17 protein-coding genes, 1 pseudogene and 1 riboswitch are annotated in these 19,323 nt (G+C 55.6%); of the genes and pseudogenes, 6 read left to right on the top strand and 12 right to left on the bottom strand.

The window, feature by feature from the left end:
* Window positions 1-5 precede the first annotated feature (5 nt).
* From FE784_RS25665 to FE784_RS25650, 5 genes are all read right to left on the bottom strand, one after another.
* Complete coding sequence (locus FE784_RS25665) at window positions 6-722, bottom strand: ABC transporter permease subunit (protein WP_139605117.1); 717 nt, start codon at window positions 720-722, stop codon at window positions 6-8.
* Complete coding sequence (locus FE784_RS25660) at window positions 715-1,710, bottom strand: ABC transporter ATP-binding protein (protein WP_139605116.1); 996 nt, start codon at window positions 1,708-1,710, stop codon at window positions 715-717. Before FE784_RS25660 ends, FE784_RS25665 begins: the two co-directional genes overlap by 8 nt.
* A gap of 236 nt (window positions 1,711-1,946) precedes the next feature.
* Window positions 1,947-4,238 carry a 5-methyltetrahydropteroyltriglutamate--homocysteine S-methyltransferase gene (gene metE / locus FE784_RS25655; protein WP_139605115.1) on the bottom strand — a complete coding sequence of 764 codons (2,292 nt, stop codon included), beginning with the start codon at window positions 4,236-4,238 and terminating at the stop codon, window positions 1,947-1,949.
* Between the two features lie 158 nt (window positions 4,239-4,396).
* Window positions 4,397-4,587, bottom strand: a riboswitch (cobalamin riboswitch).
* A 416-nt stretch (window positions 4,588-5,003) separates the two neighbouring features.
* Window positions 5,004-5,126 carry a hypothetical protein gene (locus tag FE784_RS42470; protein WP_281287160.1) on the bottom strand — a complete coding sequence of 41 codons (123 nt, stop codon included), beginning with the start codon at window positions 5,124-5,126 and terminating at the stop codon, window positions 5,004-5,006.
* Between the two features lie 430 nt (window positions 5,127-5,556).
* The gene (locus FE784_RS25650; RefSeq protein ID WP_139605114.1) at window positions 5,557-5,835 is read right to left on the bottom strand and encodes a hypothetical protein; all 279 of its coding nucleotides are present in this window, start codon (window positions 5,833-5,835) and stop codon (window positions 5,557-5,559) included.
* 149 nt (window positions 5,836-5,984) lie between these two features.
* On the opposite strand from FE784_RS25650, the gene FE784_RS25645 reads away from it, so the two are divergent.
* Window positions 5,985-6,197: a helix-turn-helix domain-containing protein gene (locus tag FE784_RS25645; RefSeq protein WP_139605113.1), complete on the top strand. Its 213-nt coding sequence runs from the start codon at window positions 5,985-5,987 to the stop codon at window positions 6,195-6,197.
* 96 nt (window positions 6,198-6,293) lie between these two features.
* On the opposite strand, the pseudogene FE784_RS25640 reads toward FE784_RS25645, so the two are convergent.
* A pseudogene (locus FE784_RS25640) lies at window positions 6,294-7,177 on the bottom strand (MFS transporter).
* Between the two features lie 229 nt (window positions 7,178-7,406).
* Here FE784_RS25640 and FE784_RS25635 point away from each other — a divergent pair.
* On the top strand, window positions 7,407-7,835 hold the full coding sequence (locus FE784_RS25635; protein ID WP_139605112.1) for a MarR family winged helix-turn-helix transcriptional regulator: 429 nt from the start codon (window positions 7,407-7,409) through the stop codon (window positions 7,833-7,835).
* A gap of 97 nt (window positions 7,836-7,932) precedes the next feature.
* Here the strand turns inward: FE784_RS25635 and FE784_RS25630 are convergent, their stop codons facing one another.
* The 6 genes from FE784_RS25630 to FE784_RS25610 form a co-directional block, all read right to left on the bottom strand.
* A complete protein-coding gene (locus FE784_RS25630) occupies window positions 7,933-8,304 on the bottom strand; it encodes an STAS domain-containing protein (RefSeq protein ID WP_139605111.1) in 372 nt (123 codons plus the stop codon).
* A gap of 16 nt (window positions 8,305-8,320) precedes the next feature.
* Entirely contained in the window at window positions 8,321-8,767 is a 447-nt protein-coding gene (locus FE784_RS25625) for an ATP-binding protein (RefSeq protein WP_176706512.1), read from the bottom strand.
* A gap of 245 nt (window positions 8,768-9,012) precedes the next feature.
* The gene (locus FE784_RS25620) at window positions 9,013-11,547 is read right to left on the bottom strand and encodes a U32 family peptidase (RefSeq protein WP_139605109.1); all 2,535 of its coding nucleotides are present in this window, start codon (window positions 11,545-11,547) and stop codon (window positions 9,013-9,015) included.
* Between the two features lie 131 nt (window positions 11,548-11,678).
* Entirely contained in the window at window positions 11,679-11,804 is a 126-nt protein-coding gene (locus tag FE784_RS42465) for a hypothetical protein (protein WP_281287159.1), read from the bottom strand.
* Window positions 11,805-11,923: 119 nt separating this feature from the next.
* Complete coding sequence (locus tag FE784_RS25615; protein WP_139605108.1) at window positions 11,924-12,436, bottom strand: metallophosphoesterase; 513 nt, start codon at window positions 12,434-12,436, stop codon at window positions 11,924-11,926.
* Window positions 12,437-12,439: 3 nt separating this feature from the next.
* Entirely contained in the window at window positions 12,440-13,423 is a 984-nt protein-coding gene (locus tag FE784_RS25610) for a PfkB family carbohydrate kinase (protein ID WP_139605107.1), read from the bottom strand.
* 211 nt (window positions 13,424-13,634) lie between these two features.
* Between FE784_RS25610 and FE784_RS25605 the strand changes: the two genes are divergently transcribed.
* Genes FE784_RS25605 through FE784_RS25590 form a run of 4 tightly spaced genes read left to right on the top strand, consistent with a single transcriptional unit; the run spans window position 13,635 to window position 19,248 of the window.
* A complete protein-coding gene (locus FE784_RS25605; RefSeq protein ID WP_246132171.1) occupies window positions 13,635-16,811 on the top strand; it encodes an FG-GAP repeat domain-containing protein in 3,177 nt (1,058 codons plus the stop codon).
* Window positions 16,812-16,841: 30 nt separating this feature from the next.
* Window positions 16,842-17,093, top strand: a complete 252-nt coding sequence (locus FE784_RS25600) for an acyl carrier protein (RefSeq protein ID WP_139605106.1) — start codon at window positions 16,842-16,844, stop codon at window positions 17,091-17,093.
* 4 nt (window positions 17,094-17,097) lie between these two features.
* On the top strand, window positions 17,098-18,303 hold the full coding sequence (locus FE784_RS25595) for a hypothetical protein (protein ID WP_139605105.1): 1,206 nt from the start codon (window positions 17,098-17,100) through the stop codon (window positions 18,301-18,303).
* Window positions 18,304-18,321: 18 nt separating this feature from the next.
* Window positions 18,322-19,248, top strand: a complete 927-nt coding sequence (locus FE784_RS25590; protein ID WP_139605104.1) for a type 2 periplasmic-binding domain-containing protein — start codon at window positions 18,322-18,324, stop codon at window positions 19,246-19,248.
* Window positions 19,249-19,323 lie beyond the last annotated feature (75 nt).

Below are 19,323 nucleotides of genomic sequence, written 5' to 3'. Positions count from 1 at the left end.
TCCCCCTATCTCCACCGTTTTCTTTCAAGCGCTTGAATGCTCAGTACAAGGAACACGGCGACCAGCAGCACATAGAACATGATATCCCCCAAATGGAAGATGCCCTTCTGCAGATTGACCTGGCGCTGCGTGAGCGAAAATTGGTTGACCCATTCCTTCAGCTTGCCGCCGAACCCTTCTCCCGCCCAATCGATAATCCACAACAGCAGCAGGATGACGAATGCGGCGATTCCCGCGACCATCTGGTTGTTGGACAGCGTGGAGGCGAACAAGCCGATCGCCATCATCGATGCGCCGAGCAGGAACATGCTCAAGTACGACAGCCACAGAACCGTTTGGTCCAAGTCGCCGAAGCCGGACATGATCCAAGGATAGATCAAGCTGCATACGACGAGCATCAGCTGCAGCGTCAACGCGGCCAAATATTTGCCCATGACGATCTCGGTAATGCTGGCCGGCGACGTGAGCAGCATCTCGTCCGTGCCTTGACGGAATTCATCCGACACGAGGCGCATCGTCAGCAGCGGGATAATGAACAGGAAGATGAACGTCGTATTGCCGACTACGAGACGGGCGTCCACGATGCTCGTAGAGGTCAGAACGAAATTCAAGTAAAACATGATGCTGGACAGCAATACATAGAACGCAAACGCCACATATGCGGTAGGCGAGTAGAAGTAAAGCTGCAGCTCCTTGCTGCATATGGCAAAAGCTCTACGCATGGGATTCCACCTCCGGCTGCTCTTCTTCCTGCTCCACGGGGCCCTTCTCGTCCGTCGTCAGCTTCAGGAAGATATCTTCCAGACTGAGGCTTTCTCTCTTCATTTCGAGTATCGGATAGCCCCGCTCGGCCATCCGGTAAAACAACGCTTCGCGGATGTCGTTCCGGTCTTTGGCGACCACCTGCAGAAGGACCGTCTCCGATTCGACCGCCTGCTCGCGCTCCAGCTCCTTCACGCTGCCGACGTCGGACAGAGCGCCCACTTCGCGCAGTATATCCTCCTTGGGACCTTTGACTTCGAGCCGGACTTGGAACGATTCGCCCATCGAGCCGCCGATATGCTCCGGATGCTCGTCCAGCACGATGCGCCCCTGGTTAATGATCAACACCCGGTTGCAGATCGCATTGACCTCCGGCAAAATGTGCGTGCTCAGCAAAACCGTATGATTCTCGCCCAACCCGTGGATCAGCTGGCGAATCTCGATAATTTGCTTCGGATCGAGACCGGACGTCGGCTCGTCCATAATAAGCAAATCCGGCTTGTGCAAAATCGCTTGCGCCAGACCGAGGCGCTGCTTGTAGCCTTTGGACAAATTGCGGATAACCTGCTTCTCCCGGCCTTGCAGGCCGAGCTTCTCGATCACTTCGCCTATGCGCATTTTGTGCTCGCGGACGGGCACATCGCGCAGGTTGGCGACGAACTTCAAATACGAAGTGATCGTCATCTCCGGGTAGAGCGGCGGAGTCTCCGGCAAGTACCCTATCTTTCTGCGTGCTTTGCGGGGATGATCGGCCATCGACAGTCCGTCAATCAGGATCGATCCTTTCGTCGGATTCAAATAACCGGTGATCATGCGCATGGTGGTCGTTTTGCCGGCGCCGTTCGGCCCCAAGAAACCGACGATTTCGCCGCGGCTCATCGAAAAGTCGATGTTGTTGACCCCTCGCTGATTCTCGTACAGCTTGCTGACCTGCTTGACTTCGAGCACTTGACTCCCTCCTAATCCGTGGCGGCAACTTTAATCGCAATTTTTGCAAACGTTCTCATATCCAGTTTAACCAACAACAATATACTGCCGCAACAATAAGCGAACCTTAAACGAATCTGAAGATTTGCTTAAAATTTTGTGTCCAAATTGTGAACGGACAAACGGCTTCCGTTGGAAAAAAAAGGACCCCACTTATTATGGGATCCTCGGGACTCGCTTGTCAACCGTTACCGATTTTATTGTACCGCCAATCGCTCTCTGACGACCCGGGCCGCTTCGACCATGTTGGTTAACGAGGCTACCGTCTCGTCAACTCCGCGAGTCTTCAATCCGCAATCCGGATTGACCCAGAACAATTCGGGCTCCAGCACCTTCAACGCGCTATCGATAATATTCACCATTTCCTCCACCGGCGGAACCCGCGGGCTGTGAATGTCATAGACGCCCAAGCCGATGCCGAGCTCGTATGTTTCCCGCTCGATCGCCGGGATCATTTCTCCGTGGCTGCGCGACGTCTCCAAAGAGATGACGTCGGCATCCAGGGCCCGGATGGAATCGATCATGTCATGGAATTCGCAGTAGCACATATGGGTATGAATTTGCGTCGATTCCCCTACCGTCGAGGTAGCCAGCTTAAATGCGCGGACCGCCCACTCCAAATAAGCGGGACCGTCCTCGTCCTTGAGCGGCAGCCCTTCGCGGAGCGCCGGCTCGTCGACTTGGATCATGCCGATGCCGGAGCGCTCCAGCAGCTCCACTTCCTCGCGCAGCGCCAAGGCGATCTGCCCCGCTACCTGTTCCCTCGGCAGATCGTCGCGGACGAACGACCAGTTGAGTATCGTAATCGGACCTGTCAACATTCCCTTGACGGGCTTGGACGTCAGCGATTGCGCATACACGGTCTCCGAGACGGTCATCGGCCGGACGTGCTCGACATCGCCGTAAATAACCGGAGGCTTCACGCAGCGCGAACCGTACGATTGCACCCAGCCGTTCGAAGTAAAGGCGAAGCCGTTCAGCTTCTCTCCGAAAAATTCGACCATGTCGGTCCTCTCGAATTCTCCATGAACAAGCACGTCGAGCCCGATCTGCTCCTGCCTTTTCGTCCACAGGTCGATCTGTTCGCGAACGAACGATTCGTACTGCTCGTCGTTCCATTCGGCGGAACGCCATTTGCGCCGGGCTTGCCGGACTTCTGCCGTCTGAGGGAAGCTGCCGATCGTAGTGGTGGGCAGCAAAGGCAGCTTCCAGCGCTCTTGCTGGGTATAGCGGCGCTCCGCGAACGGCTTGCTCCGCTCGGGCTCGGAGCCCGAAGCGGCGGCGTAGGCCTCGCGTACTTTGGCCGATACGCGGCCCGGGTGAGCCTGAAGCCCCTCCAGCGCCCGCCGTGAAGCCTGTAGCGGCTCGGCAACCGCTTCTTTGCCTTCACGCAGCGCTCGAACGAGGAGAACAATCTCCTCCAGCTTCTCTTCCGCATAGGCGAGCGATTGTCTCAATACCGGATCCAATTCCTTCTCGCGGCTCGTCGATACGGGAACATGAAGTAGGCTGCAGGAAGGCTGCACGACGATGCGGTCTTGCGGGACATGGGCCGTCAAGCTTTCGATCAGCTCCAGCTTCGCGCCGAGGTCCGCCCGCCAAATGTTCCTTCCGTCGATCACGCCCGCACCCAGCTTCTTGTCCGCAGGGAAGCCGAATCGGGATATGTGGGAAAGATTGCGGTCATAGCCGTGCACAAAGTCCAGACCGATCCCGTCGACCGGCAAGCTAACGGTTTCTTCGTAATGCTCCACGCTGTCGAAATAGGTCTGAAGCATGATTTTCAGGTCCGGAACGGCCCTGCGTACCGCCTCGTAAATCGCGGCGACACGTTTCATCTCGGATTTGGGCAGCGATACCGCCAAGATCGGCTCGTCGATTTGCACCCACTCGACGCCTGCCTGCTCCAGTTCGCTCAGCAGCTGGACGAAAGGAGGGAGATACTGTTCGACCAGAGCGTCAAGATCGTCGGCCCGATAGCCTTTGGACAGCTTCAGGAACGTATAGAGTCCGAGCACGACAGGCTTGCCTTCAATACCCAGCTTCTCCTTCGCTTCCCGATAGGCTTGAAGCGCGCGATTCTCGACGAGCGACGGGGTGACCCCATTCAGCTCGGGCACGATGTAATGGTAGTTCGTATTGAACCATTTCGTCATCTCGCACGCGGTCGCCCCTTGGATGCCCCTTGCCATGGCGAAATAGGTCGCGACCGGAACCGGACCGCCCTTATGGCCGAAACGGGCCGGGACGACGCCGAATTGGACCGCCATATCGAGCACATGGTCGTATAACGTAAAATCGTTTACCGGAATGAGGTCGATTCCTTTCTCCTGCTGTACCTTCAGATGCTTTAGCCGGATTTGTTCCAATTGCGCGGCAAGATCGGTCTCATTCGTCTTGCCTGCCCAGAACGATTCCAACGCCTTCTTCCATTCCCGGTCCGCTCCGATACGCGGATAGCCGAGCGAGCTGCTGCTTATCCCGTTCATATCCATCCTCCTGTTATTCTAGCTTTCTCTACGTTTCTCTTGCATGCGGACGCAAAAAAGACATCTTTTACCCGGAAAAAAGCATAGGTAAAAGATGCCCCTCATTTGTACAATTGGCGGACGCGATCTTTAACACCTCCCTATCTCCCGTAGGTGAAGCAGTGCTGTCAGAACAGGCAGGTCTCCTGGCTCCGGAATCATCGCCGTCAGCAGCCTTCCCGGTCGTTCGACCAGTGGCTTCCTAAGCTGACAACTACTCCGTTACAGTGGCGGGACCGCGTCGGTATTGCACCGATCTTCCCTTTTAAGCACCGGCCTCGGCCGGCGCACCCATTCCCACGATATTCGGTTATCGGGTTGCACACTTACACATGGATCATACAACACAATGGCAAGATGTGCAAACCTTATCGGAATACTGACTTATAGCCTCGTAAATATTGGAGCGGATCGCATGCCGATCTTGCTCGATCCATTTTTCATCGATGGCCCATCGTCAAAAGGCGGTAGCCGGGTTGAAGGATGACTATCGGTCTACGTGTAAAGCCGATGAAAAACCGCCGGGAGCTTGCGTCCCGACGGCCATCCGATCGATCCTCAATCCGCCTTGCTCTCGGACAATCGACGAATCTCCGCTTCCGATAACCCCGTCACTTCCGCGATCAGGGCAATATCCATTCCTTTGCGAAGCATGGAAAGCGCCACTTTTCCTTTTGCTTTTGCTTCTCCCTTTGCTTCCCCTCTAGCTTCTCCTCTAGCTTCTCCCTAGGCTATGAGACTGTTCCGCTCGATCAACGAATGTTCCCTTGCCTCGTACAGGCGGATCGTCTCCTCGTCGCTGCTCAACCATTCCAGCCGCTCTTCGGTTTTCCCAATGACAGGGCCCATTTGTATCAGCTCCTTCAATTGATCGGCAGGCAACTTCTTGTCCATGAAAAGCAGCCAACGGTGTAAGGGATCCTGCAGTTCTTCTCTTATACACGTACTTCGTTAGTTATTCTGCGTTAATCCGCACTACTTCTCTTCTACATTTATGGCTCGACCGCTAAATGGAAAAGATACAGGTAAATTTGGCCAAACCGGTTGAGGAGATACCTTAACTGGAAAACATGCATCTAAATTCGCTCCATTTCGGCTGATCGGGTGGTGAATACTTGATTACCTGCATGTTTTCCATTAAAAACAAACGTAACCATTAAAAATCCGTTTTTTGATGTAGTTTTTCCATTTAGCTTATACAGTAGCGTATTTCTCTGACCCGCCGCCGCGTAATGCAGCGCCACAACTGGCACCGATGCTGTCTTGTTAGAAAAAGAGGCTACCTCTCGAGCAGCATTTGGCTCAAAACAAATCCGTCCTTCAACCCTTGCTCGTACAGAAACGCTTCCGCCAAGCTGTGCAGGTGATTCATCTTCTCCTCGTATTCGAACCACATCTCTTCGCCCTCATCCGGCAGCATATTTTTCAATTCGGCAAACAATCGGTTAATGTCTCGCATCAAATCATCGTAATCGGGAACCCGTATGGCCAACAGCTTACCGTGTACGATCGTCTGATCGAGAATGAGCTTGTGAAATGCCTCGCGAATATCGCTCACCGGACACACTCCGATACTGGATCAAGTTATTATTGTATATTAGGTATTATAATTCATAACCTATAATTAGCCAAGTATAATTTGTTACATATTTTTCTCAAACTGTCTACAATTAAGTATAGATCACCCTCAGAAGGGGTTTAAAATTGGTGAGACTTGTTGACGCACGAAAACAGGCAGGCGTTTCTCAAGAACAATTAAGTCGTATAATTAGTGTATCTTTAAAGCATTATCAAAACATTGAACATGGGTTAAGTGTTCCGACTGTAACAATCGCTCTGCATATATGCGAGATACTGGGGATCGATCCTCGTGAGATTGATGAGTGGAAGGAACGACGAACGCCCAATATCAAATTGTAGCTGGATACTGCTTGGATTGATTTGTTAGTACAGTAAAAAAGCAAACCTAACGGCCAGTTTTGCCGCATAGGTTTGCTTTTTCAATTTTAACCCCACTTAATGATGCGCTACCGCCGCATCAATGCCGGCCAAATGCTTGCGTCTGGCCAAGACGAACGCAACGCCCAATAAAACCATAAATGCGCCGAAGTAGAAAGGAACTCTCGGGCTGTACCATTCGGCGAGCTTTCCGGCCAACCAAGGCGAAATCGCGCCTCCCATAAACCGAACGAAGCTGTAAGCCGCAGAAGCGACCGATCGCTCGACCGGGGCCGACTCCATAACCGCTGTCGTTATCAGCGTGTTGTTAATGCCGAGGAAAATGCCGGAGATTACGACGCATGCAATAATCGTCGCCGGTGTGACAGGAACAGAAAGGCGGCTCCCATCAGAATGCTGACGCCGAAAAACGGCCCGCGCCAGGAAATCGAACCGAGCTCGCCGCCCAACAACGGACCGACGGCGATACCGAGTCCGAGCGCAGCCTCATAAAAGATAATGGCCTTGGCCGTCCCCGACGCAGACAAACCGACGATGGCGGACAGAGCTGTCGCAAGAAAGAGCGAGTTGCCCAGTCCCCAGCCTCCTCGCAGCCACACGATCGAGTTGATCGTATCGGAGTTGCCCGCGAAGGCCGAGAACATAATAATCAACGCAATGCCGACGATTAACGTCCATTTCGTCCCGAGACGGCTGGACACAAAACCGGTAATAAGCATGGCTATGCCGGTTACAAGATTATAGCTCGTGAACAGGAGCGATACTTGGCTCGGAGTCGCGTTCATTTTCTTGGCTATCGCCGACAATATCGGACCGACCAGGCCTATTCCCATAAAAGAAATGACGCAGGCAAAAGCTACAGCCCATACGGCGAGCGGTTGGCTGAAAGTGCCGGATCGTTTCCGAAGCTCCTGAACATTGACGGATGGTGCGGATGACATATACTTGAACCTCCCGATTTACTTGAATGTATGGCCGATTGGTGCAGTCCGGTTAACCTCGGCGGAGCGAGTCGCCTTTACATAGTTGCACAATACAACTATAATGCAATTGTATTATACAACTTATCTCCTTTCTATCAATCGGGCAAGATTCCCGCACGAGGTTGATCCGGAATCGGACAATCAAGTAAAGTAGCACATAGGAGACGAATGCGAAAGGATGGGAACGATGGAGCAAAAACGTTTGGAGGACATCGATTTGGAACTGGCCACACTCGTTCGAAGAGCAACCGCGGCAGCTACGGACAAAAAACTGGGCACGTTGGAGCGCTCGGCCTACTTGCTGCTGACTCAGTTGTCCGCCCACGGTCCGATCGGTGTCAAGGCATTGTCCGAGCAATTCCGCCTCGATATCTCGACCGTCAGCAGACAGACGGCCGTTTTGGAAACCAAAGGATATATTCAACGTCTGCCCGATCCTACAGACGGCAGAGCAAGCAACTTTCAAATTACGGAGCTGGGCATGCAGGAGCTCCAAGAGACCAAGCAGGCCAGATTGGTCCGTTTCTCTAAGCTGTTCCACGACTGGTCGGAAGAGGAATGCCGGATGCTCGGACAGCTGCTGGCCAAGCTGAACCGCACGTTTATCGACGAATAAGAGCACATCTGCCGCCCATGCGAAGAAACCCGCGCTATACTACTATACGCAGGCTGCACATATTGCTAAGGTACCATCGCATGCATCCCCGACCCGTTTACGGGCTTGCCTCCAGGCTCTCGATCCGTTGCAGAACGGCATATTCGTCAGGGTAAATCATCAAATAGTCGGTCAACCCGACCATCCGGAACAATTTCTGAAAATGCGGCGATATGCCGTATGCGAACGTCCGGAACCCGCCCTTCATGCCAGCCCTGACGATACGGATCAGAACGGCGATACCGGCGCTATTAATATATGGAACGTGCGTGAAATTCAAAATCAAATACGGTCCCGACGCCCCCAAGCCGGTTTCCCACGATCGCTGTCCGAGCATCTCTTCCTCGGCTTGCCTGGTCATGTCGCCGTTCATATCGAGAATGATCCCGCGTTCGAATGACCGCAGCCGAACTTGAAAATGAGTATCCATGCGAGACGACTCCCTTCTATTTGTCATATCCAAATTCGATTTCCGTATAAAATGCACCCGCTTCGCTTCCGAAACGGACCCGATCCGCAAGCGACAGGATCAGCTTCAGCCCCCATCCGCGAGGATTGTCCTCTTGCAGCTTATTTCCGGCTACCATAGCCGCGAGCCGCTTTTCCTCCCATTGCGCATAGTCGAAGCCCGACCCGCAGTCGAAAATGCGGTATACGGTTCTGGAATCCGAAACTTGTACCCGTACTCGCACCTGCAGGCGCCCGTCCAGCTTGTTGCCGTGCTCCAGCGCATTTAGACAAGCCTCGGTGACTGTCGTAATCATATCGTCCAAACGGTCGCCGAATAGGCTGGAGGTACCCGAAAGCTTCGCGATGTTGGCGGAAATCCGTTTCTCCCGCCCGAACTCGCTCGGGATGCTCCATTCTGTTCCGATCAACCATTTCTCACTCATCTTTACACCCTCTTTCATCCTTTCTTGAACACATTGCCGGTTCTTGCTCCCCCATCTTCGCAAATACAACTGTCCTTCACCCCTTTTGCAGCAGAAGCTTGAGTATCGCTATAGGGTCACAGCTAAAAATCACCGCCACTCCCTTGGGGTATCTATGAATTCGGCAGCAGAAAGGGGTTCCCCTCTCGACTCGGAATGGAATCAAAAAAAAGAAGAGAGGCCTAAGCCACTCTTCCTCCAACCGTTCATTTGACCAACTGCCCCCGCGTAACGCCGAGCTGGTTCGTCGCTTTCAAAGCGCGCCACACGCTCGTGCCGCTGATCGCGCCTTGCAGCGCACGGCTGTACAGATCGAGCACCTCGCGCACTTGGTCCGGCGACTCCTCCAGAAACTCGACCCTGTAGGAGGTTACGCCCAGCTCCCGGAACTGCGGCAAATATTCCGCGCCGGATTGCTCGATCGCATTATACACCGTATTGCGGCAGCCTTCGTCGACACGGACCGGATGGGACATGCCGATTCGATCCTGCAGCGAAACGCGGTGATCCTCGCAAGGGCGCCCGCAGTTCGTGTAATTCGTCCCTTCGCTCAGGAACGTGCAATAGACGCAATGCTCGGTGTGGAACATCGGCAAATGCTGATGAATGACGATCTCCAGAGTCGACGGATCGGTCCTTCTCAGCATATCGACCATTTGCTGGATGTTCAGGTCGTAAGAAGGCGTTACCCGGCTGCAGCCCGCATCGACGAACAGCTCGACAGTCTTATGATTGACCGCGTTAAGCGAGAAGTCGCCGATCAGCTCCGGCCGGTAACCGTCCTTGCTCTCCGCCCGGTGCTTCATGAAGTAATACATCGCGCCGGTGTTCCTTACGAGCATGGCGTCCGGACGAAGATTGAGCATGTTTTTGAAGTAGCCGGTTTCTCCGGGCATATGGATGCGAGGTGTAGCCAAAGCGATCTTCCGGCCTGCCGCCCGCACCGCCTCCATCGCCGCCGGGAACTGCTTGATGAACTCGAAGTCGGCGTAGATCCATTCCACTTCGGTCGTCAATACCGCCTTCACCTGCTCCAGATTGCGGCATAACGCGATGAGATGCGGCTGTTGCGGACGATCGCCCCCTGCATCGGAGGAGAATATTCCGGCCGGTACTTGGCGGTGCGCATCCTCATACACATCTACACTACGCTTCCTATATTTGCGCGGCTGCTGGCGAGCCTTCTCCAACTGCTCGACCGCAAGACGGCGCATCTGGTTGAGCTCCCTCATCGGGATAATGAGCGACCCTTCCAGGTCGAGCTCCAGGCCGTTCAGGGCGCAAGTAGTCCCCCCGAGCCGTCCGAACTGCTCCTCGAACAGCGCCCGGTCCATCGGTCTTTTCTCCGCCTGCACGAGACCCAGCTCCGACCGAACTTCCACGGAATGCCCCGTCAGCTCGTCCGTCCATACGGATTGCAGCGGCTGTCCGAGCCGTCCCGCAACTTTGACGTTTATCGGAAATACGCGGTACGGCTTGTCCGTCTCGAACGTTTGCCGCAGCTTCTTGTCCAAATGCGGATCGCTCGTTTTCCAAATCCGGTCCCCTACGCGCACCCGCTTCAAGTCGACATCGTTGCGTCCGGGCACGATTTCGATCAATCCGCCCGCCGCCTCGCCCTCGAGCTTCTGCCCTTTGCGCCGGATGTCGTATACCCGTCCGCCTTCCTCCGGCTTCGTAGGATCGCCTGCATCGAACACGATGCCGTCCCCGCGCTTCAGCGGCGCTTCCAGCTCGCACAAGACGCCGTCGCGCAGCAGCTGCTTCACGCGCCCGAGGAATACGCCGCGGCTTTTCGGAAAGGTTCCTTCGACCAGCTGTTTATTGTTCGTTCCTTTGAGAAAACCGTACGTGAAGCCGCGCGAGAAGCTTTGCTGCAGCTCGCGCAGCTCCTCCTTCGTCGGCTGCGGGTCGCGTCCGGCAAAGTAGCTGTCGATCGCCTTACGGTATTTGCCGACAACGTTGGCCACATATTCCGGCGACTTCAGCCGGCCCTCGATTTTGAACGAGGTCACTCCGGCCTCGATCAGCTCCGGCACAAGCTCCAGAGCGGCCAAATCTTTGGGCGACAGCAAGTAGGCGACATCTCCCATCGGCTTCTGCACGCCGTCGACCATGAGATCGTAAGGCAGCCGACATGCTTGCGCGCATTCCCCGCGGTTGGCCGAACGGCCGCCCCACATTTCCGAAGTCAAGCATTGGCCCGAATAGGAAACGCACAGCGCCCCGTGTACGAACACTTCCATCGGAAGCTTCGCCTGGTCGCCGATTTGCTTGATTTGCTTCAAATTGTTCTCGCGTCCGAGTACGACCCGTTCGATATCGAACGGCTTCGTAAATTCGACCGCCTCCGGGGAGGTGATCGTCATTTGCGTCGAGCCGTGAATCGGGAAATCCGGAGATATGTCCCGGATCAGCTTCACCAGTCCGAGGTCCTGGACGATGACCGCATCGACTCCGGCGTCGATGCAAGCCTCGATCAGACGTTTGGCGTCGTTCAGCTCCTCCTCGAACACGAGAATGTTGAACGTGACGAACCCTTTTACCCCGTACAGGTGCAAAAACGACATAATGTCCGGCAGCTCGTCCATCGTAAAGTTTTTCGCCCGTACGCGGGCGTTGAATTTGTCCACGCCGAAAAAGACGGCGTCGGCCCCGTTGGCGACGGCTGCCCGCATGCAGTCCCAATCGCCGGCAGGAGCCAACAGCTCGATATGTTCGATGCGAATGTCTTCGCGCATGATTCGTTCCTCCAATAGCTTGCATGGAGCGGTTCCGACCGCCCCCTTATCCTTATAGTGTACCAGAAAAGGGGGCAGCAACGCCATCGGAGCAATTTGGATCGATTTTATGCGCAAGCTCGTCGGATTGTTTAGAAAGCTTTGACGAGAAGCCCGACCAAATTCGTGTCCCGGTAAGCGACACGCAGCCCGTCCAGCCGTTCGACGGACGTCCCGTCGCATTTTCTGGCGTCGGCCAGATCCGTCGAACGAAGCAATCGCCCCCGGGTAACCGGCGGTCAATCGGCGTGCCCGTTACAATAGGCCGCAGCATAAAAAGCGATCAAGCTCCCGAATAGGGAACCGATCGCTCTATAACCCTCATATGCACGATAGACTATCCATGCTCCTCGCTCGGGACGACCCTTTTCTTGATCTCCCCGAACGATACGGGCGTGTAGTCCCAATGCTCCACGCTTACGTTGAAATACTGATTGCCCTCGTACTTTTGCCCGTGGATGTGTCCGTGGATATTCACATACGGCATGTGCTTGTTCATATACATCGGCTCGTGCGACAGCAGGAAAAAACCGCCGTACACGATCGGGTATTCGCTCACCTGCTCGAAACCCGCATCGAGCCACCAAGTCCGCGAGCGTCCCCTGTCGTGATTGCCCATGATCAACGTTTTCGTTCCGTTCAACCGTCCCAGTATGGCGCTCGTTTTCTCCTTATTGAGGAAGGAAAAATCGCCCAAATGAAAGACGACATCGTCCTTGCCGACGGCCGCGTTCCATTTCGCGATCATCGTCTCGGTCATTTCCTCCGTGCTGCCGAACGGTCTCGACTCGAAATCGATAATGTGCTTATGCCCGAAATGATGGTCGGATATAAAGAAAACGTCGGCCATCCGTTACGCCTCCCCGCTCAGCTTGCGTTCGACCTCGCTCCGCGCGGGCAGAGCAGGAATAGCACCGCGCTTCGTCGTCGCGAGCGCCCCGACCGCATTGGCGAAACGGAGAGCCTCGACGGCGAAAGCCGGTTCGGCGAGCGTCTCATCCAACCCGGACGCATCGATATGCGCGTTCGCCAGCTTCCAGAGCAGCCCGCCGACAAAGCCGTCGCCCGCTCCGGTCGTATCGACCGCCTCGACCGATACGCCGGGAACGGTTACATCGCCCGTCTGCGTGAATACGCGGCAGCCTGCTGCGCCCAGCGTCACTACGACGCACCGCGGCCCGAGCCCGAGCATCAGCCGCGCTCCCTCCTCGATGCCGGCTCCGCCGTACAGAAACCCGATCTCGTCCTCGCTTACTTTGACCAAGTCGGCAAACGGCAGCTGATCGAGTATCGTCCGGCGGGCAAAGTCCGCATTCGTCCATAACGGCAGTCTGACGTTCGGATCGTAAGAGACGAGCGCCCCGTACGCTCTTGCCCGTCTGGCCGCATCCAGCGTCGCCGTCCTGCACGGCTCCGCTATGAGCGACACCGAGCCGAAGTGAAAGATGGCCGCATCGCGAAGCCATTTATCTTCCACATCCTCCTTGCGCAGCAGCATATCCGCCGCCGGGCTGCGGAAAAACACGAAATCGCGTTCTCCGTCTTCCCTCAACGATACGAAAGCAAGCCCGGTCCGGGCATCGTCCGTAATGGTAAGAGCCGGCTCGACGCCTGCCTCCTCCAACGCCGTGCGCAAAAATTCCCCGAACGGATCGCGGCCGACCTTCCCGATAAACCGCGACTTCCCTCCGAGCTTCGCCACCGCGGCAGCCACGTTCGCCGGAGCGCCGCCGGCCGCTCTGTGAAACGTGTCGACTTGCGACAAAGGCAGCCCGTTCGATTGCGGCACAAAATCTATCAAAAGCTCTCCCAAGCAAACCACTGTATTTTTTTCCATGCGTGTTTCCTCCTCCAAACGGAAGTCTTGCCTCGAATTATATCGGATGTATCGACAAAAGTGGAGTCGGATCGGCAACTTTCTCCTTCCGCCGATCGTCAAATGTTTAACAAGCAAGCATGAAATGCTATAATGACACTAGTCCTTAAGCCGATTGGCGATTTATTTCAACATTACGGAACGACTATTCTACAAGTTTTGAGGGATTGCCTTGTCATTGCGCAAAAAAGCGGCCTGGTTCGTCGGGCTCCTGCTGCTCGTCGCGGTGTTCGCGCTCGTATTCAGCCACAGGCAGGAGCGGGTGCGGCTGCTGTACGCCAGCGGGGGGGATGCTTACGACCGGGCGGCTTATCTGAATTTCCAACAAGCGATTGTAGCCAATGCCGACGTGAGCCGGCTTTCTCTCGACAAGCTCGATGCGAAACGGCTTCAATCTTACGATGCCGTTTATTTGGACGTTTCGCTCAAGCAATCGCCCGTGCTGCGGGAAGCCATACCCGATCTGGAAGCGTATGTGAGCCAAGGCGGCCACTTGTTCGTAGAGAACGACCTGCTGAATGACTTGCCCGCGCAGCTGCTCGGCGCATCCGCCCTCGAGCCAGTCAAAGGCTCGGCCAAGCCGATATTCGATTACCCGCAAGTACGCGGAAATTTGCAAGGCTTGCAAAACGTATTCAAGCAGTTTGCGGACAACTTTACCGCCCACGGATACATAACCGACATGACCGATATGATGCCCGGGTTCGATTGGGGGCAAGCGATCGTCCCTTCCACGGCCGAGCCTCTCGTATCGATGAACGGACAGGCGCTGTACGCGGTCAACCGGTACGGGCTGGGCACCGTACTATCGGCAAGCACGTTTTTGCCGAACCGGTATTTCATTACCGGGTTCGATCTGCAAAGCGGAATGGATTCGGCCAAAGGCTTTCCGACGAAAGCGACGAAGCACGACATGGGACTGAATGCGCCGGGACGCTCTTTATATTTCGAATTCAAGACCGGACTGCCGCAAGAGCCTTACTTTCATTTCTCGTTCGCGGCGGCCAACCATTTGTTCCGCAATGAATATTTATCCTACGTATCGAAGGAAACGCTCGGATACAGCCTCAAGAAGGTGTTCGGCCCTTACGGACGCCCGGCCATGGCGTACCAGAACCATTTCGAGGCGCTTCCCGCGATTGAGCATAAGGAAGGCATCGCGTGGGCGGAGCAGCTCAAGACGTACAACCAGATTCCATCGTTCTCGCTCGTGCGTTCGTCGTTCGACTGGCACCACTGGTACGAGGGCATTACGGTTCATTTGAATACGGGAACTACGGAGAAGCCGCAATTCGTCGGAGAATTCCCGAACTCGTTCTATTCCAGCGGGACGCTCGTCACCAGCGGGAACAGTCCGCTGACGGTCGGCCTTTATCCCGGCAAAAACCAGCTCGGGATGAAGCTCGAGCTGCCGTACCGGGCATATCCGGCCCTGGCCGACTTGAACGGGGACGGCCTGCCCGATTTGATCGTAGGCAGCTTCGATGGTTATTTATACCACTATCCGAACGCGGGGAAACAATTGTCCACGCAAATGGTGCCGGAAGGGACCTCGCACCCCGACGGGTTCGGAGCCCCGCAGCAGCTGAAGCTCGCTAACGGACAGGTATTCCGCACGGACGGCTACTCTACGGTAGCGGCAGCCGACCTTAACGGTGACGGCTTGATCGACCTGGCGATAGGAAGCGCCAAAGGGGACGTCGTAGCCCTGCTTCAGCAAAAAAAGGGCGGCTTCGCCTCCCCCGTCTCTCTATTGTCCGACGGGCAGCCGATTCGGGCCCGCTCCCATGCGGCTCCCGCTATCGGAGATATGGACGGGGACGGGACGATCGATCTGGTCGTCGGCGATGCGGACGGACGTCTTACGGCCTATGCCGGCATTCCCAGCAAACCGATGCAGTTCGGCCCGGGCCGGCCGCTGTTCCAAATAAAAGCCGGTTACGCGGCGCCGGCTATCCGCGACATGGACGGAGACAAAATCCCCGACCTTGTCGTTGGCAACAGCGAAGGGGATTTGCTCGTATACGCCCAAAACGCCGGGAGCTGGCTGCTGCAAGGGCCGATCGAAGGCCGTACGAACAATCAGATGGGCTCGAAGGCGCTCGTCGGCGGACAGTATTCGGTGCCGCTCTGGGCCGATCTGAACCATGACGGCAAGGAAGATTTGATCGTCGGCCAGCTGCAGTACAGCAAGCCCGTTCCGGTGGACGACCCCGCGTTTCCGTTCAAGAAGGAACTGCGGGAATTTCTCGACTACGCCGCTACGAACAAGCTGGAAATCGTTCCGCACGTATACGTGCACAGCTTTCTCAGCTCCGAGCAGGAGAAGCTGGAATTGCAGCTGCAGCGCAAGTCGTTCGCCGCGCTAGGCTTACCGTGGACCCATACGGGAACGAACCAGCATACATGGCGGATCAATCAGCTCGATCGGCTGCAGACGCTGCGCAACGAGAACGAAGCCGACATTTGGTACAACTTCGGCTTCAAGCCGTCGGACAGTCCGACGGAGCCTCAATGGGGCCAAGACTTCGTATGGAGCTTCCCTTTTCTGCTGGACGACAGCCGGTTGAAGACGTCGATGCTGCTCCATGCCCCGGGCTTTATGTACAAGCCGGGCGACAAAGGTACGTCGGACATTTACAAATCGTACGCCATGCTGGACATGCCGATCGATTATTTCGAGCATATCGAATACCAATACGACGATCCGGACAAAAGGAATATGATGACCACGTTCGTCCGCTTCTTCGACGAATTGCGGACGTCCTACGACTACAATTTCATGGCCGAGCCGCAAATGGCCCGCTCGTTCCTCGCCACGATGAAAAGCGAGATCCGGGTGGAACGCCCTTGGCTCGTCTATGCGATCGATCGGCTGAAGACGAAATTCGGCAAAGGGCTGCATTTGACGCTTTCCATCTCCGCCGATACGGACGGAGTGCCGGACATGGCAGGCGAATACCGAGATACGGCCGGAGTCGTCTTCGAGCCGGGCGAACGCTATGCGGACTACCCGTTCGCGACGGACTCTCCCATCTTTACAAAAAAAGAGGACAAGCTGTACGTCGGTCTCGGCCTGCGCCGTCTCACCAGCGTCTCCGTCAACTGGGGCGCCGAGCCTTTCCATATCGTCCGTTCCAACGTTCCCGTCCGCATCGAGGACAACGGGACGGCATGGACGATCCGGCTCGACTCCGACGGCATGCAGCAGGTCAAGCTGTACGCCCCTAGGCCGCTGAACATAACCGGCCAAGACCTGAAGATCGAGAAAGACCCGCAGGACAACCTGTATACCGTCACGCATTTCGGGGCCAAGACGAGCATTACCGTTACGATGCCGAGCGATTGACATACCAGACTTTTAGAAGGAGACTTGACGATGGAAGACATTATGCTGGAACTGGAGCGCCATATCCGGGAGCGCTACGAAATCGAAGAGAACGATGACGATTTCACCACCGATGTCCATTTGTTCGATTATGGCTTCATCGATTCGATCGGAGCGACCGCCTTGATCGCGCATATCGAGAAAACGTACGGCATTCAAGTAACGAATCAGGATTTGATGCTGTATCCGCTCAACACGATAACGGAGATATCCTCCTTTATCGCCGCCAAAACGGGGAGGTAACGCCATGCATACCGATAACGCGACTACCTGCGTCATTTCCTTGGATCGGCTCGATCCGAACCAGCATGGACAGCTCAAATACGCCTCGGCGTTCGTAAGCGAGCATATTGACGACATACGACTGGAGAATGGCACGATAACGATCACCCACCACGATCCGGACGGCGGGGACAAGATCGCAGCCGGCGTCCAGCGGCTGATCGAACGGTTTTCCAAGGGCGACTTCGGCTTTAAAGAGCATATTCTGTTCGAGAACAGGGGCACGATGCCATACCGAGGCGATATTATCGCGGATCTGGTCGAGGCCAAGACGATCAAGGTGCTGGAGCCGGGTCTGTTCATATTCCGCGAACCGTTCTCGAGCTTGCTGCGCTTCTTCGACGACACGTTCGTGCAGCGGATCGCGAACGCCTTCGGGGCCAAAGAGGAGTCGTATCCGGCCGTCATCCATTTGTCTACGCTCGATAAGACGAATCATTTCACCTCGTTCCCGGAGCACCTTCATTTCTTGAGCCATCTGAGGGACGATCTGGACGTCATCGAATCGTTCTCCGAATCGATCCGGCAATCCGGCGGCTGGAAAGCCGACGCTCCGCTCGATTTGAATCGGAATATGCCCAAGCCCCGCTTCGCGATGAATCCGTCTACGTGCTATCATTGCTATGAAGGGCTGCAGGGAGAGTCGCTCGAGGGAGACGGCATCGTCGCGACCGCGGTGGCCAAATGCCACCGTTACGAATCGAAAAACCATACCGACTTCGGCCGCTTGCTCGACTTCAGCATGCGCGAAATCATTTTCGTCGGCAAACCGGAGTTCGTCCGCGAGAGCCGGCTGAAAGCGGTAGAGCATCTGAAGACGCTGGCCCGCGAATGGGAAATCGACTGCCTGATCGAGAACGCGAACGACCCGTTCTTCACGAACGATTTTCAAGTGAAGGCCTCGTTCCAGCGCAATCAGGAAATGAAGTATGAAATGCGGCTGACCATCCCTTACATCAACAAATCGATCGCCTGCAGCTCCGTCAACTTTCACAGCACCGCCTTCGGTACCGCGTTCGATATCAAGATCGGCAAACGGCCGGCCACTACCGGCTGCGTCGGCTTCGGGCTCGAGCGGTGGGTATTCGCGTTCCTTGCCCAATTCGGCTTGAACGAGGAAGGCTGGCCCGTGTCGTTCCGCGAGCAGTACCGCGCTTGGCAATCCAAATAAAGATAACGAGTGATTCGCGTGAAACTTTTGAGCTATGTGAGAAAGAACGGATTCGTGCTGCTGCTCGTCGTCGCGTTCCTGCTGATTGACGTATTCGTCGCTCGGCTGGACCCGATGACGAACTCCCGGCGGTTCGAGAAAGACGATTTTACGAAAACGTTGTTTCATCATCAGTGGGATCGGTCCGGTCCCGTTTTTTTTGGCAACTCGGCCGTTACCGGTGCGTATATGGAAGACAAGGCGCAGCTGCCGCTGGTGGAAATGGGCATGTCGTACGGCAAAATTACCGATCTGCGGGCAATCATGAAGCGCGGCTTATATGACTTCCAAGAGCAGCTCGTCATCGGCATCGACGTGCATACGATGCTGGACCGGATGCAGACGGATCCCCGTTTCCCTTGGTCCAGGCCGTGGTACAGCCCGTATATATTCCACTATCGCGACTATTTCCAGGATGCGGGCGGGGAGTGGATCCGCAACGCTTGGGCCGGACTGCTCCGGAGGGAACTCGATTTCGGCACGTACGAGCCCCGCTGGATCGACAAGGAGCTGTACTTCGGGCGCGAACCGGCCGAACAGCTGAAGAAGGACTGGGAACGCTACGAAGCCAATTACAGCTGGATGCAGCTAGGGGATATGGCCGACAATCTCGATGCGCTCGACTGGGTAATCCGTTATGCGAACGATCGCGCGCTGCCACTTAAAGTCGTATGGATGCCGCTCAATCCGGACACCGCTTATCCGCAGCCGGCCTACTGGAAGCAGCTCAAGGAACGCGTAGGCGGTACTTTGCAATCGAACGGCATACCCGTCCTGGACTTATCCGACGTCTTCAAGCCGGACGAATTTCACGACCTCGTCCACTTGAACCGGGAGACGGGCGCGCCCAAATTTACGTCGGAGGTGGACCGATGGCTGCGTTCCTTCGAAAAGTCGGGGAAGTGATCGTCTACGCGATCATGCTCGCTCTTGTGGCCGTTTGCTTTACGGGCAAAGGGCTGTTTATTTATGAAGGCTTTT

Origin of the sequence: Paenibacillus hemerocallicola (assembly GCF_006265175.1) — a bacterium.
Lineage (GTDB): Bacteria > Bacillota > Bacilli > Paenibacillales > NBRC-103111 > Paenibacillus_AB > Paenibacillus_AB hemerocallicola.
The sequence above is the reverse complement of the archived record's forward strand: the minus strand, read 5'-3'. Positions and strand labels throughout refer to the sequence as shown.

What these genes read in the sequence shown, in the direction of transcription:
- FE784_RS25665 (WP_139605117.1), bottom strand. Translation starts at nt 722, where the DNA reads ATGCGTAGAGCTTTTGCCATATGCAGCAAGGAGCTGCAGCTTTACTTC.
- metE (WP_139605115.1), bottom strand. Translation starts at nt 4,238, where the DNA reads ATGAACGGGATAAGCAGCAGCTCGCTCGGCTATCCGCGTATCGGAGCG.
- FE784_RS42470 (WP_281287160.1), bottom strand. Translation starts at nt 5,126, where the DNA reads ATGGGCCCTGTCATTGGGAAAACCGAAGAGCGGCTGGAATGGTTGAGC.
- FE784_RS25635 (WP_139605112.1), top strand. Translation starts at nt 7,407, where the DNA reads ATGGAGCAAAAACGTTTGGAGGACATCGATTTGGAACTGGCCACACTC.
- FE784_RS25630 (WP_139605111.1), bottom strand. Translation starts at nt 8,304, where the DNA reads ATGGATACTCATTTTCAAGTTCGGCTGCGGTCATTCGAACGCGGGATC.
- FE784_RS25625 (WP_176706512.1), bottom strand. Translation starts at nt 8,767, where the DNA reads ATGAGTGAGAAATGGTTGATCGGAACAGAATGGAGCATCCCGAGCGAG.
- FE784_RS25620 (WP_139605109.1), bottom strand. Translation starts at nt 11,547, where the DNA reads ATGCGCGAAGACATTCGCATCGAACATATCGAGCTGTTGGCTCCTGCC.
- FE784_RS25615 (WP_139605108.1), bottom strand. Translation starts at nt 12,436, where the DNA reads ATGGCCGACGTTTTCTTTATATCCGACCATCATTTCGGGCATAAGCAC.
- FE784_RS25610 (WP_139605107.1), bottom strand. Translation starts at nt 13,423, where the DNA reads ATGGAAAAAAATACAGTGGTTTGCTTGGGAGAGCTTTTGATAGATTTT.
- FE784_RS25600 (WP_139605106.1), top strand. Translation starts at nt 16,842, where the DNA reads ATGGAAGACATTATGCTGGAACTGGAGCGCCATATCCGGGAGCGCTAC.
- FE784_RS25595 (WP_139605105.1), top strand. Translation starts at nt 17,098, where the DNA reads ATGCATACCGATAACGCGACTACCTGCGTCATTTCCTTGGATCGGCTC.